Here is a 14,231-nt window from a genome sequence, read left to right as displayed (position 1 = left end):
CCATGAACCGCCCCACATCGCGCACCCTGCCGCGTCTGCTGCTGACGCCCGCAGTGGCCACGCTCTTCCTGTGGATGATCGTGCCGCTGGTGATGACGATCTATTTCTCCGTCATCCGCTACAACCTGATGCAGCCCGACCAGAGCGGCTTCGTCGGGCTGGAGAACTTCGAATACTTCGTGACCGATCCGTCGTTCACGACCTCGGTGATCAACACCATCCTGCTGCTGGGCAGCGTGATCCTGATCACCGTGATCCTGGGCGTGGCCATCGCCCTGCTGATCAACGAGCCCTTCGCCGGCCGCGGCCTGGTGCGCGTGCTGCTGATCTCGCCCTTCTTCGTCATGCCCACGGTCAACGCGCTGATGTGGAAGAACATGATGATGAACCCGATCTACGGCGTGCTGGCCCAGGTCTGGGCCTTCTTCGGCGCCGCGCCGGTGGACTGGCTCACCGACCACCCGCTGTTCTCGGTGATCGTGATGGTGAGCTGGCAGTGGCTGCCGTTTGCCACGCTGATCTTCATGACCGCGCTGCAGAGCATGGACCGCGAGCAGCTGGAAGCCGCGCGCATGGACGGCGCCACCTACGGCCAGCAGCTGCGCTACCTCTACATCCCGCACCTGGGCCGCTCGGTGGCCGTGGTCGTGATGATCGAGCTGATCTTCCTGCTCAGCGTCTTCGCCGAGATCTACACCACCACCGGTGGCGGCCCGGGCGACGCCAGCACCAACGTGGCCTTCCTGATCTTCAAGCAGGCGCTGCTGAACTTCGACGCCGGTGTGGCCTCGGCCGGTGCCCTGTTCGCCGTCGTGCTGGCCAACATCGCCGCGATCTTCCTGATCCGCATGGTCGGCAAGAACCTCGACAAATAAGGCCCATCCCATGGCACGTCAATCCACCTTCACCCCCGCCTACGCGGTGCGCACCGTGGCCGCCTGGGCCGTGGCCCTGCTGCTGTTCTTCCCGCTGGGCTGGCTGCTGCTGACAGCGTTCAAGACCGAGCTGCAGGCCATCGCGGTGCCGCCCGAGCTGTTCTTCTCGCCCACACTGGAAAACTTCCACGAGGTGCAGGAACGCAGCGACTACCTGCACTACGCCTGGAACTCGGTGGTCACCAGCGTGGTATCCACCCTGCTGGGCCTGGCGATTGCCGCGCCCGCGGCCTACGCGATGGCCTTCCACAAGGGCAAGCGCGACAAGGACATCCTGATGTGGATGCTCTCCACCAAGATGATGCCGGCGGTGGGCGCCCTGGTGCCGATCTACGTGATGGCGCAGAAGAGCCAGCTGCTGGACACGCAGCTGGGCCTGATCATCGTGTTCACGCTGTCCAACCTGCCGATCATGGTCTGGATGCTGTACTCCTCGTTCAAGGAGATCCCGCACGAGATCCTGGAGGCCGCGCGCATGGACGGCGCCACCCTCTGGCAGGAGGCCACCAAGGTGCTGCTGCCGCTGGGCATGGGCGGCCTGGCCTCCACCGGCCTGCTGTGCCTGGTGCTGAGCTGGAACGAGGCCTTCTGGTCGCTCAACCTCAGCTCGGCCAAGGCCGGCACGCTGGCCACGCTGATCGCCAGCTACTCCAGCCCCGAAGGCCTGTTCTGGGCCAAGCTGTCCGCCGCCTCGCTCATGGCGATTGCCCCCATCGTGGTCTTCGGCTGGTTCAGCCAGAAGCAGCTCGTCCAGGGCCTCACGTTCGGCGCTGTGAAGTAACCCCATTCAAGAGAGACAAGAGACCACCATGGCCTACCTGCAACTCCAAGGCATTGAAAAGTTCTTCGGCGAGAACCGCGCCATCAAGGGCATCGACCTGTCCATCGAAAAGGGCGAGTTCATCGTTTTCGTCGGGCCGTCCGGCTGCGGCAAGTCCACCCTGCTGCGCCTGATCGCCGGGCTCGAACACATCGACGGCGGTTCGCTGGTACTCGACGGCAAGGACATCACCCACGCGCCGTCGTCCAAGCGCGATCTGGCCATGGTGTTCCAGAGCTACGCGCTGTACCCGCACATGAGCGTCTACGAGAACATGTGCTTCGCGCTCAAGCTGGCCAAGGTCGATCCGAAGGTGATCGACGAGAAGGTGCAGAACGCGGCGCGCATCCTCAACCTCACGCAGTACCTGCAGCGCACGCCCAAGGAGCTCTCGGGCGGCCAGCGCCAGCGCGTGGCCATCGGCCGCGCCATCGTGCGCTCGCCCAAGGTCTTTCTGTTCGACGAACCGCTGTCCAACCTGGACGCGGCCCTGCGCGGCCAGACCCGGGTGGAGATCGCCAAGCTGCACCGCGACCTGGGCGCCACCACCATTTACGTGACGCACGACCAGGTCGAAGCCATGACCCTGGCCGACAAGGTCGTCGTGCTGCGCGATGGCGTCATCGAGCAGGTGGGCACGCCGCTGGAGCTGTACGACCGGCCGGCCAACCAGTTCGTGGCCCAGTTCATCGGCACACCGCAGATGAACGTGGTGCCGCTGCAGCAGGTGCCCGCCGTGGTGGCCCAGCAGGCGCCGGCTGGCGCCGTGGGCGGCGCCATCGGCCTGCGGCCGGAGAACGTGAGCGTGCGCAGCACGGGCAGCACACCGGTGAGCGGCCAGGTGGACCTGGTCGAGGCGCTGGGCGCCGAGACCCTGATCTACGTGAGCACGCCCAACGGCGCGCAGTTCGTGGCGCGCCAGAACGAACGCACCGGCCTGCATGCGGGCGATGCGGTGAGCCTGGACATCGACGCCTCCCAGGCCCACTGGTTCGACACCGCCGGCCGCGTGGTCGCCGCACGCGCCGCCTGACGCCATGAGCCCATCGTTTCCCCTGCAACACAAAACCGCGGCCATCACCGGCGCTGCCTCCGGCATCGGCTTCGCCAGCGCGAAGGCCATGGCCGACGCCGGCGCCCGCGTGCTGCTGATCGACCGCGACGCCGCCGCGCTGGACAAGGCCTGCGCCGCCATCGGCGACCACGCCCTGCCCCTGGTGCTGGACCTGCTGGACCCGGCGCAGTGCAACAGTCTGCTGGAGCGCACGCTGGCGCTGACCGGCCAGCTGGACATTTTCCATGCGAACGCCGGCCTCTACGTCGGCGGCGACCTGCTGGACACCACGCCCGAGGCCATCGACCGCATGCTGAACCTGAACGTGAACGTGGTGATGAAGAACGTGCACAACGTGCTGCCGCACATGATCGGCCGCGGCACGGGCGACATCCTCGTCACCAGTTCGCTGGCCGCGCACTTCCCCACGCCCTGGGAGCCGGTCTACGCCTCGTCCAAGTGGGCCATCGACTGCTTCGTGCAGACCGTGCGGCGGCAGATGTTCAAACACGGCATCCGCCTCGGCTCGGTCTCGCCGGGACCGGTCATCACCTCGCTGCTGTCCGACTGGCCGGCAGAAAAACTCGCCGAGGCCAAGGCCAGCGGCAGCCTGATCGAAGCCGCCGAGGTGGCCGAGGTGCTGCTGTTCATGCTCACCCGCCCGCGCGGCATGACCATCCGCGACGTCGTGCTCATGCCCACGAACTTCGACCTCTGACACGTCCCCCTTTTCACCGACGCACCATGAACTTCATCCTGCACCTGGGCCTGGGCTCGTTCCACCGCGCCCACCAGGCCGTCTACATCCACCAGCTGCGCCAGCAAGGCGATCTGCGCTGGGCCATCGCCGGCGGCAATCTGCGCCCCGACATGGCCGAGACCATCGCCGCCCTGCAGGCCCAGGGCGGCCGCTACACGCTGGAGACCGTCACGCCCCAGGGGCAACGCAGCTACACGGTCATCGAATCGATCCAGCGCGTGATCCCCTACCAGGACGACCTGGCCCCGCTGATCGCCACCGGCGCCGACCCGGCCACCCGCATCATCAGCTTCACCGTCACCGAAGCCGGTTACTACCTCGACGCAAACAACCAGTTGGACTGGGCCACCTTCCCCGACCTGCGCGCCGACCTGGAGGCCGTGAAGGCGGGCCAGGCCGGCCACACCATCTACGGCGGCCTGGTCAGCATCCTGCGCGCGCGCATGAAGGCGGGCGGTGGCGCCGTCACGCTGATGAACTGCGACAACCTGCGCCACAACGGCGAACGCTCGCGCGGCGGCCTGCTGCAGTTCATCGACGCGCTGGGGGACACGGCCCTCAAGGCCTGGGTGCAGGAACACACCCGCAGCCCCAACGCCATGGTCGACCGCATCACGCCCCGCCCCACGCCCGACGTGGCCGAACGCGTCAAGGCCGCCACCGGCTGGGACGACAAGGCCGCCCTCATGGGCGAGAGCTTCATCCAGTGGGTGATCGAGGACAACTTCATCGCCGGTCGCCCCGAGTGGGAAAAGGTCGGGGTCGAGATGGTGAACTCGGTGCAGGCCCACGAGGAGGCCAAGATCCGCCTGCTGAATGCCACGCACAGCTGCATCGCCTGGGCCGGCACGCTGGCGGGCTACCTCTACATCCACGAAGGCACGCACGACGCCGCCATCCGGAAGATGGCCTACGACTACGTGACCGACGACGCCATCCCGGTTCTGCTGCCCTGCCCAATCAACCTGGAGCAGTACCGCGACGTGGTGCTCGACCGCTTCGGCAACCCCGCCATCGCCGACACCAACCAGCGCGTGGCCATGGACGCCTTTTCCAAGATCCCCGGCATGATCGCGCCCACCATCCGCGACCAGCTGGCCCGCGGCGGCAGCTTCGACAGCGTGGCCCTGCTGCCCGCACTGTTCCTGGCCTACCTGCAGCGCTGGCACGCCGGGCAGATCCCCTACACCTACCAGGACCAGGCCATGGACCCGGCCGTGGCGCACGCCATCTGCGACGCGGCCGACCCGGTGGCCGCCTACGCCGCCGACACCACGCTCTGGGGCGAAATGGCCGGCCACCCGCAACTGGTCGAGACCCTGCGCAAGGCCTTTGCCCGCGTGCAGGCCTTCGTGGCGGAACGCGCCAGGGCCTGAACCGGTGTAACTTAGGTGCCACCGCCGCCGGAGCCCGCCATGACCGTGAAAGTGCCCACCGCCCCGCGCCAGCTCAAGCCCGAGCTGGAACACGAGTTCGTGCGCTCGCCCGACCTGGGCTACGAGCTGTCGTCGGATGTCGGCTTCGTGCGCTGTCTCTCCCACGGCTTCCCGACGCCGCTGGCGCGCTGGCACTACCACGACGAGTACGAGCTGCACCTGATCACAAGCACCAGCGGCAAGGTGTTCGTGGGCGACTGGATCGGCCCCTTCCAGGCCGGCCAGCTGGTGCTCACCGGCCCGCGCCTGCCGCACAACTGGGTCACCATGGACATGCCCGAAGGCGGCGTGGCCCAGCGCGACCTGGTGATCCAGTTCACCCACGAGCCCCTGACCCGCGCCGCAGAAACCATCCCCGAGCTGCGCGAGGTGCTGCCCCTGCTGGAGCGCGCCAAACACGGCATCGAGTTCTTCGGCCTGTCCGAGGCGGCCGAGCGGCACTGGCACCGCGTCAAGAACGCGCGCGGCCTGCGGCGGCTCACCGCCTTCTGCGACTACCTGGCCGACCTCACGGCCTGCACCGACTACCGGCTGCTCTCCAGCGTGCAGCTGCAGAGCGACGACGACGATGCCTCCATCGACCAGATCCACGCCGTGGTCAGCCGCATCACCGACCACCTGGCCGACGACCACTCGGCCGGCGCACTGGCGGCCGAGCTGGGCATGAGCGAGAGCCGCTTCAGCCGCTTCTTCCGCAAGGCCACCGGCAACACCTTCACCGACTTCGTCAACCGCGTGCGCATCAGCCGCGCCTGCCAGCTGCTGATGGACACCGACCAGCAGGTCACCCACATCTGCTACGAGGTCGGCTTCAACAACGTGGCCAACTTCAACCGGCGCTTTCTGGAAATCAAGGGCATGACGCCCACCGAGTTCCGGCGCCAGAGCCTCACGCGCTTCAAGGGCGCGGCGTGACCGGGCAGGCCCGGCCCTGGGTGCCATCCAGATAGGGCATGAGGCCCGGCCCCATCGACGTCAGGATCTGCACCGGCAGCCCCGAGGTGAAGCGGTACTTCGCGGCATCCGGCCCCACCACATAGGCGGTGAGGCTGCCGAAGTAGCGCGGTCCGAGGTGGAAGACGAAGGTGGCGGTGCGGTTGAGCGCCAGCGTGGCGCGCCCGCGCACCACCACACGGTTGTCGCCAGTGCCGGTCTTGCCGCCCGGCGACAGGTCCTCGCCACCCTCGGTCCTGAAGCTGCCGGACAGGCGCCGCGCGGTGCCCCGCTCCACCACCTCGGACAGGGCCTTGCGCAGCGCCCGCGCCACCTCCGGCGCCATCACGCGCTCGCCCTGCGTCGCCGTGCGGCCCAGCGACGTCTCCCAGGGCGTGTCAGCGGCCAGGTGCAGGCCGGAGATGTGGCGGGTGGGCAGGCGCACCCCGTCGTTGACGATGATGCCCATCAGCTCGGCCAGGGCCGCCGGCCGGTCGCCCGAGCTGCCCAGCGCGGTCGCCAGCGAGGGCACCAGGTGGCCGAAGGGGTAGCCCAGCCGCGCCCAGCGGCTGTGGATGTCGAGGAAGGCTTCCACTTCCAGCAGCGTGTAGATGCGGGTGTCCTGCGCACTCTTGACCCGGGTGCGGAACAGCCAGCCGTAGACCGCCTGCCGCTCGTCGGCACTCGCCTCCAGCGCCTGCGCCAGGCTGGCGCCGGGGTGCTGCAGCCGGTAGGCCACCAGCCAGAGTTCGAGCGGGTGCACGCCGGCCACGTAGCCGCGGTCGGGCAGGTCCAGCGCGCCGGGCGCGAAACGCTCGTGCAGGCGCGCCACCCGCGCCGCGTCGGGTGCCTTCTCGCCCAGGCGCTCGCGCAGGAAGGTCCCGAGCGCATCCGCCGGTGCCTCTGGCTCCAGATAGCGGAACACCGCGGCCAGCCGCTCGGGCGTGGGGCGCAGGCCGTCCAGCAGCAGGGCGCGCAGCTCGGCCGGGTTGCGCTGGTCGGTCTTGCGCCAGAAGCGGCGCAGGAAAGTCTGGCCCTCGCGGTCGGCAAAGCGCGCCAGGTAGGCGCTGCGCCGCGGGTCCTGGTCGTCTTCGAGCAGGCGTGCGGTGCTGCCCGGCACCTGGTACATGGTGTGGCGCACCACCTCGCGCATCACCCGCACGAACGGCAGGTTGATCGAGGCCTGCATGGCCTCGCGCACCGTCGGCGAGCGGGTGTTGTCGTCGGCGCTGAAGTTGCTGAAGCTGTGCAGGCCGCCACCGGTGAAGAAGCGCTCGCCCGGATCGGCCGAGAACCGGCGCTCCAGCGCCGCCTCCAGCATGGCGTCCAGACTGCGGTCGGGGCTGGTGGTGAGGTGCTGCACGGCCCAGCGGGTGAGCGTGTCCTGCCGGTCGAAGGCGATGCTGCCCAGGGTCCTGGGCTCCTGCGGCGCCAGGCGGGCGTGCAGTTCGGCAACAAGTTCCAGGTAGATCGCCAGCACCCGCAGCTTGGCGGTGGAGCCCAGTTCGAGCTTGCTGCCTTCGTTGATGTCCAGCGGCTGGTTGGTGGTGTCGGTCTGCACGCGCACCTGGTTGCCCTCGGGTGTGCGTTCGAGCAGGGTGAAGCTGTAGCGCACCGCGCCCAGCGTGCCGGGCTGCAGCAGGCGCTCGCCGATCAGGCCCTGGCTGCGCGCGAACTCGGGGTCGCCCAGGCGCCCGAGGTAGCCGCTCACCGCGTCCTGCAGGGGGGCGTTGATCGTGGTGTCGAGGCGGACGTCGAGCCGGTCGAGGTTGTAGAGCGAGGTGCCCAGCCAGCCGGCCAGGCGGCTGCGCGCGGCGGTCGTGCCCTTGCCCGGGCTGGCGGGCAGCTTCGGCGGCTGGCGGGTCATGTCGCGGAACACCAGCCGCTGCCGCAGGGCGGCGTCGCGCCAGCCGGTGTCGATGAGGCCTTCGGCGGCCAGCAGCCGCAGGTAGGCGTCGGTGGTCCGGTCGAGCTCCTCGCGGCCCTCTGCCAGGTACCAGGACGGCCGCCGGTGCGCCACCATGAGTGCCACCACCTGCCGCAGCACCTGGGCCCGCTCGGCCGGGTCGGCCGCGAGCCCCTGGGCGGGCGTCAGCAGCGTCCGCGCGCGCTCGAAGTCGGTCCCGAACCACACCCACAGGCCGTCGCCCAGCCCGTGCACCTCGCCATGGCGAGGCGCCGCCGACAGCGGCACGGAGTTCAGGTAGTCCAGCAGGATCTGGCGCCGCACCGGCAGCGTGTCGGCACCCTGCCGGTAGGCGCGCACCGAGGCCGACGCCATCTGGCGCAGCTTTTCGCGGGCATCCTGCGTGAAGCCATCGGGCGAGTGGCGGTACTTTTCGATCTGGGTGGCCAGGGTGCTGCCGCCGGGGCTGTCCATGTCGGCGTCGATGCGGCTGGCCAGCTGGCCCAGCACCGCGCGGGTGAAGCGCACCCAGTCGACCGCCGGGTTCATCTGCGGCCGGTCGGGGTCGAGCAGGTCGCGGTTCTCGATGAACATCAGGGCCTGGGTCACCAGCGGCGGCACCTGCTCGAAGCGCTCGAATGTCCGGTACGGGTAGCGGAAGCTGTAGACCGGCTCGCGGTGGCAGTCCAGCACGGTCAGGCCGGTCCTGATCTTTTCGGTAAATGGGGCGTACAGACCGCGGTCCAGATAGGCCTGCAGCTCCGGGCTCTGACGCGCCTGTTCGGTGACCACGAAACCGCGCGGCGCCAGCCGGGACACCACATCCGGGATGGCGGTGTAGCCCAGCCGCTGGTCGAACGGGCCGTGGGTCGGGAAACGAATCCGGTCGCTCGCGCCCGGGGCGGTCTGGTGTTCCAGACCGGCGGCGTAACGGGTGAGGAGCCGGGCCTGCAGGCGGGACGTATGGGCCTCGTACACCGCAAGCCCGCCCACCGCCGCGCCCGCCAGCAGAAGCGCCGCACCGATCCATACCAGGCGCCGGGACGGGCGCCATCCGCGCCGCGGCAGGGTGGCCACGAGGCCGGTTTCTTCGGGCAAGGGGGGCTCCATCTGCTGTATCGCAACAATTGTGGGCCATCGGGTCCGGCCCCGGGATGAACCGTGGGTCGAAGGCACATTCAGTTACGTGCCATTCACCTGCGCCGCACACGCCGACCGGATAATTCGCGCCCATGTCTTTGCGTCTCTCGCGCCGCCTCCTTCTGGGCCTGGCCCTCACTGCCCCTGCCCCGCTGCTGCTGACCGCACCAGCGGCCCACGCCTCCACGTTCGACCTGCCGCCCATCGACCGGATCGTTCACTACCAGCCCAAGCTGCCGCTGCAGGTGTTCACCGCCGACGGCGTGGAGCTGGCCCAGTTCGGCGCCGAACGACGCGAGTACGTGCCGCTGTCCAAGACTCCCAAGCTGCTGCAGGACGCGGTGCTGGCGGTCGAGGACGCACGCTTCCGCGAGCACTCCGGCGTCGACCCCAAGGGCATGGCGCGCGCGGCCCTGGCCCTGATCACCGGTGGCCGCAAGCAGGGGGCCAGCACCATCACCCAGCAGCTTGTGCGCACCATGCTGCTCACGCGCGAACTGACGGTCGAGCGCAAGGCCAAGGAAATCCTGCTGGCCTTCAAGGTGGAGGAGGCGCTGTCCAAGGACCGGATTCTGGAGATCTACCTCAACGAGATCTTCCTGGGCCAGCGGGCCTACGGCTTCGCTGCCGCCGCGATGACCTACTTCGGCAAGTCCATGGACCAGCTGACGATCGCCGAAACCGCGATGCTCGCCGGCCTGCCGCAGAACCCGTACTACGCCAACCCGGTGGCCAACATGGCCCGTGCCACAGCGCGCCAGCGCGTGGTGCTGCAGCGCATGCACACGGTCGGCGTGATCGACGATGCCCAGCTGGCCGCCGCCCGCGACGAAAAAATCACCCTGCGCTCGCCCGGCCAGCGCGATGTGGATGCCGCCCACGTGGCCGAGATGGCGCGGCGGGTGGTGTTCGAGCGTTTCGGCGAGGCCGCCTACTCGCGCGGCATCCGCGTCACCACCTCCCTGCGCGCGGCCGACCAGCGCGCCGCCTACGCCGCGGTGCAGCGCGGCGTGCTGGCGCAGGACCGCCGCAATCCCTGGCGCGGCCCCGAGGGCAAGGAAGACTTGCCCGCTGCCAACGACTCCGAACTGGAACGCGCCGCCGCCGAGGCGCTGAAGGACCACCGTGACGACGACACGCTGCGCGCCGCCATCGTGCTGGGTGTGACGCCCAAGGAAGTGCGGGTGCAGCTGGCGAGCGGCGAACAGGTGCGCATCAAGGGCGAAGGCCTGCGCTGGGCCCAGCCGGGCCTGTCTGCCAAGGCCAAGGACGCGCTGCGCATCCAGCGAGGCTCGGTGCTGCGCGTGGTCAAGAACGGCAAGGACTGGTCGATCACGCAATGGCCCGAGGCCGAGGCCGCGCTGGTCGCGCTGGACACGCACACCGGTCGCGTGCGGGCGCTGGTCGGTGGCTTCGACTTCGCGCGGCAGCCCTTCAACCACGTGACCCAGGGCTGGCGCCAGCCAGGCTCCACCATCAAGCCGCTGCTGTATTCGGCTGCGCTGGAAGAGCGTGTGATGCCCTCGACCCTGGTCGACGACGGCCCCTTCACCGCACCCAACGGCTGGTCGCCCGGCAACAGCGGCAACGCCACCGGCGAGCCCCTGACCGTGCGGCACGCGCTCACCAAATCCAGCAACCTGGTGAGCGTGCGCGTGCTGCAGCACACCGGCACGCAGCGCGCGCGCGACTGGCTGGGGCGTTTCGGCCTCGACGTCGCCAAGCAGCCCGACAACCTCACGCTGGCGCTGGGCACCGGGCAGGTGACGCCGCTGCAGATGGCCCGCGCCTACGCCACGCTGGCCAACGGCGGCTGGTCGGTCGAGCCGGTGGTGATCGAGAAGATCACCGATGCCCAGGGCAAGGTGCTGTTCGAGGCGCCCACCGCGCCCGTGCTGACCGAGGAGAACCGCGCGATCCCCGCGCGCAACGCCTATGTGATGGGCAGCATGCTCAACGACGTGACCAGCGTCGGCACCGCCGCCCGCGCCCAGGCCCGGCTCAAGCGCAGCGACATCTACGGCAAGACCGGCACCACCAACGACGTGCTCGACGCCTGGTTCGCCGGCTACCAGCCCGGGCTGGCGGCGGTGGTCTGGATGGGCTACGACAAACCCCGCAGCCTGGGCGACCACGAGTCGGGCGGCCGGCTGGCGCTGCCCATCTGGACCGACTACATGGCCGCCGCACTCAAGGGTGTGCCGGTCGCCGCACCGGGCGATGCACCGGCGGGGCTGACCCGCATGAACGACGACTGGATTTACGCCGAATGGGCCAACGGCGGCGCCGTCGCCACCATCGAGGATGCGGCGGGTGCGCAGTACGCCGGACCGCCGACGATCCTCGACGCGATCCGGGAACTGTTCAAGAACTGAGCGGGGCGGGCGCGCTCAGCCCGCGCAGATGCGCGCCTTGGCCTCGGCGTATTCGCGCCGGAAGCGCGCCACCAGATCGGCCGCCGGCACCACCTCGCGGATGGCGCCGATGCCCTGGCCGCAACCCCAGATGTCCTTCCAGGCCTTGGCGGCGTTGGCGCCTTCGCCGGTGCTGAAGTTCATCTTGCTCGGGTCGCTCTCCGGCAGGTGGTCCGGGTCCATGCCGGCGTTGCGGATGCTGCCCTTGAGGTAGTTGCCGTGCACACCGGTGTAGAAGTTGCTGTAGACGATGTCGTCCGAGTTGCTCTCGGTGATCATCTGCTTGTAGCCCTCGACCGCACGGGCTTCGTCGGTGGCGATGAAGGCCGAGCCGATGTAGGCGAAGTCGGCGCCCATGGCCTGCGCCGCCAGGATGGCGCCACCCGAGGCAATGGAGCCCGACAGCGCCACCGGGCCGTCGAACCACTCGCGGATCTCCTGCACCATGGCGAAGGGGCTCTTGACGCTGGCGTGGCCGCCGGCACCGGCAGCCACCGGGATAAGGCCGTCCGCGCCCTTCTCGATCGCCTTGTGCGCGAACACGTTGTTGATGACGTCGTGCAGCACCACGCCGCCCCAGCTGTGCACGGCCTGGTTCACGTCTTCGCGGGCACCCAGGCTGGTGATGATCACCGGCACCTTGTACTTGGCGCAGAGCTCCAAGTCGTGCTCCAGCCGGTCGTTGCTCTTGTGCACGATCTGGTTGATCGCGAACGGCGCGGCCTTGTTGTCGGGGTTCGCCTTGTCGTGGGCGGCCAGCGCCTCGGTGATCTCGGCCAGCCACTCGTCCAGCTGCGAGGCCGGGCGCGCATTGAGCGCAGGCATGGAGCCCACCACCCCCGCCTTGCACTGGGCAATGACCAGCTTGGGGTTGCTGATGATGAACAGCGGCGAGCCGATCACCGGGAACGGCAGGTTCTGCAGCACCGGGGGCAGGTAGCGTTGGCGTTGGGTCATGGGGTCTCCAGTCTTGTCGGTGTCGGTTGTCAGAAGGCCTCGGCCGGCAGTGCGGTCACGGCCTCGGCACCTTCCACGATCGCATCGCGCACGCCCGGGGCGCGGCTGAGGATGTGGTCGGCGTAGAAGCGGGCGGTGGTGATCTTGGCCTGCATGAAAGGCACGTCCTGTCCCTTGGCGGACAGGTCTTCGGCCACCAGCAGCGCGCGCGCCAGCTGCCAGCCCGCCATCAGGTTGCCGGCCAGCAGCAGGTAGGGCACGCTGCCCGCGAAGGCCGCGTTAGGATTGCTCTTGGTGTTGGCGGCGATGAACTCGACCACATCCACGAACGCCTGGCGCGCGGCACCCAGGCGCTTGGCCACCGCCAGCGCGTTGGCACTGCCACGGGCCTTCAGTTCGGCCTCGGTCTTCTCGATCTGGGCCGCGATGGCTTTGGCCGAGGTGCCGCCGTCGCGCGCGGTCTTGCGGCCCACCAGGTCGTTGGCCTGAATGGCCGTCGTGCCTTCGTAGATGGTCAGGATCTTGGCGTCGCGGTAGTACTGGGCCGCGCCGGTCTCTTCGATGAAGCCCATGCCGCCATGCACCTGCACGCCGAGGCTGGTGACCTCCAGGCTCATCTCGGTGCTGTAGCCCTTGACCAGCGGCACCAGGAATTCGTAGAAGGTCGCGTTCTGCTTGCGCACCTCGGCGTCCGGGTGGTGGTGGGCCGCGTCGTAGGCGGCGGCGGCCACGCTGGCCATGGCGCGGCAGCCCTCGGTGGCGGCGCGCATGGTCATGAGCATGCGCTTGACGTCGGCGTGGTGGATGATGGGCGCGGCGGTGGTGAAGCTGCCGTCCACCGGGCGGCTCTGCACGCGGTCCTTGGCGTACTGCACGGCCTTCTGGTAGGCGCGCTCGGAGACGCTGATGCCCTGCACGCCCACCGCATAGCGGGCGGCGTTCATCATGATGAACATGTATTCGAGGCCGCGGTTCTCTTCGCCGACCAGGTAGCCGATGGCGCCGCCGTGGTCACCGTACTGGAGCACGGCGGTGGGCGAGGCCTTGATGCCCATCTTGTGCTCGATGGACACGCAGTGCACATCGTTGCGTGCGCCCAGCGTTCCATCGGCGTTGACCATGAACTTGGGCACGACGAACAGGCTGATCCCCTTCACACCCTCGGGCGCGCCGGTCACACGGGCCAGCACGAGGTGGACGATGTTCTCGGCCATGTCGTGCTCACCGTAGGTGATGAAGATCTTGGTGCCGAAGACCTTGTAGGTGCCGTCGGGCTGCGGCTCGGCGCGGCTGCGCACGGCGGCCAGGTCGGAACCGGCCTGCGGCTCGGTCAGGTTCATGGTGCCGGTCCACTGGCCGCTGACCAGTTTCTCCAGGTAGGTGGCCTTGAGCTGGTCGGAGCCGGCGGTCAGCAGCGCCTCGATGGCGCCGTCGGTCAGCAGCGGGCACAGCGCGAAACTCATGTTGGCGCTGTTGAGGATTTCGCCACAGGCCGCGCCGATGGTCTTGGGCAGGCCCTGACCGCCGAAGTCCACCGGGTGCTGCAGGCCCTGCCAGCCGCCTTCGGCGTACTGCCTGAAGGCCTCCTTGAAACCGGGCGTGGTGGTGACCTGGCCGTCCTTGAAGAAGGACGGGTTCTTGTCACCCTCGAAGTTCAGCGGTGCGATCACGCCTTCGTTGAGTTTGGCGCACTCCTCCAGCACGGCCTGTGCGGTCTCCAGACCAGCGTCTTCGAAGCCGGGCAAGGCGGCAACCTGGTCGATGCGCGCCAGGTGCTCGATGTTGAACAGCATGTCCTTGAGGGGGGCGGTGTAGCTCATGAAAGTCTCCGTGGATCGAATGCGGGTGCAAAAAAAGGGCATCGCACGCGATGCCC

10 protein-coding genes are annotated in these 14,231 nt (G+C 68.9%); 7 read left to right on the top strand and 3 right to left on the bottom strand.

Features of this window, described 5'->3' with window-relative positions; translation table 11 throughout:
* Positions 1-2 precede the first annotated feature (2 nt).
* From HPS01S_RS02440 to HPS01S_RS02415, 6 genes are read left to right on the top strand one after another with little or no spacing between them, the layout of a single operon-like run.
* On the top strand, positions 3-875 hold the full coding sequence (locus HPS01S_RS02440) for a carbohydrate ABC transporter permease (RefSeq protein ID WP_079366209.1): 873 nt from the start codon (positions 3-5) through the stop codon (positions 873-875).
* A gap of 10 nt (positions 876-885) precedes the next feature.
* Positions 886-1,716 carry a carbohydrate ABC transporter permease gene (locus tag HPS01S_RS02435; RefSeq protein ID WP_066150640.1) on the top strand — a complete coding sequence of 277 codons (831 nt, stop codon included), beginning with the start codon at positions 886-888 and terminating at the stop codon, positions 1,714-1,716.
* Between the two features lie 28 nt (positions 1,717-1,744).
* Complete coding sequence (locus HPS01S_RS02430; protein WP_066150639.1) at positions 1,745-2,788, top strand: ABC transporter ATP-binding protein; 1,044 nt, start codon at positions 1,745-1,747, stop codon at positions 2,786-2,788.
* A 4-nt stretch (positions 2,789-2,792) separates the two neighbouring features.
* Positions 2,793-3,527, top strand: coding sequence for an SDR family oxidoreductase (locus HPS01S_RS02425; RefSeq protein ID WP_066150637.1), 735 nt, complete (start codon positions 2,793-2,795; stop codon positions 3,525-3,527).
* A gap of 26 nt (positions 3,528-3,553) precedes the next feature.
* Entirely contained in the window at positions 3,554-4,945 is a 1,392-nt protein-coding gene (gene dalD, locus HPS01S_RS02420; RefSeq protein ID WP_066150636.1) for a D-arabinitol 4-dehydrogenase, read from the top strand.
* Between the two features lie 39 nt (positions 4,946-4,984).
* Positions 4,985-5,920 (top strand): AraC family transcriptional regulator, encoded by a 936-nt coding sequence (locus HPS01S_RS02415; protein ID WP_066150634.1) that lies wholly within the window; start codon positions 4,985-4,987, stop codon positions 5,918-5,920.
* On the opposite strand, the gene HPS01S_RS02410 is transcribed toward HPS01S_RS02415, so the two are convergent.
* Positions 5,904-8,942, bottom strand: coding sequence for a transglycosylase domain-containing protein (locus tag HPS01S_RS02410; protein ID WP_255284131.1), 3,039 nt, complete (start codon positions 8,940-8,942; stop codon positions 5,904-5,906). The two genes, HPS01S_RS02415 and HPS01S_RS02410, sit on opposite strands and share 17 nt — an antisense overlap.
* 134 nt (positions 8,943-9,076) lie before the next feature.
* Between HPS01S_RS02410 and HPS01S_RS02405 the strand changes: the two genes are divergently transcribed.
* Complete coding sequence (locus HPS01S_RS02405; RefSeq protein ID WP_066150632.1) at positions 9,077-11,359, top strand: penicillin-binding protein 1A; 2,283 nt, start codon at positions 9,077-9,079, stop codon at positions 11,357-11,359.
* Positions 11,360-11,374: 15 nt separating this feature from the next.
* Here the strand turns inward: HPS01S_RS02405 and HPS01S_RS02400 are convergent, their stop codons facing one another.
* A complete protein-coding gene (locus HPS01S_RS02400; protein WP_066150630.1) occupies positions 11,375-12,355 on the bottom strand; it encodes an NAD(P)H-dependent flavin oxidoreductase in 981 nt (326 codons plus the stop codon).
* Between the two features lie 29 nt (positions 12,356-12,384).
* The gene (locus tag HPS01S_RS02395; RefSeq protein ID WP_066150629.1) at positions 12,385-14,175 is read right to left on the bottom strand and encodes an acyl-CoA dehydrogenase; all 1,791 of its coding nucleotides are present in this window, start codon (positions 14,173-14,175) and stop codon (positions 12,385-12,387) included.
* Positions 14,176-14,231 lie beyond the last annotated feature (56 nt).

Source organism: Hydrogenophaga pseudoflava NBRC 102511 (assembly GCF_001592285.1).
GTDB classification, from domain to species: domain Bacteria; phylum Pseudomonadota; class Gammaproteobacteria; order Burkholderiales; family Burkholderiaceae_C; genus Hydrogenophaga; species Hydrogenophaga pseudoflava.
Note: the sequence above shows the minus strand (reverse complement) of the source record. Positions and strands in the feature narration are given on the sequence as shown.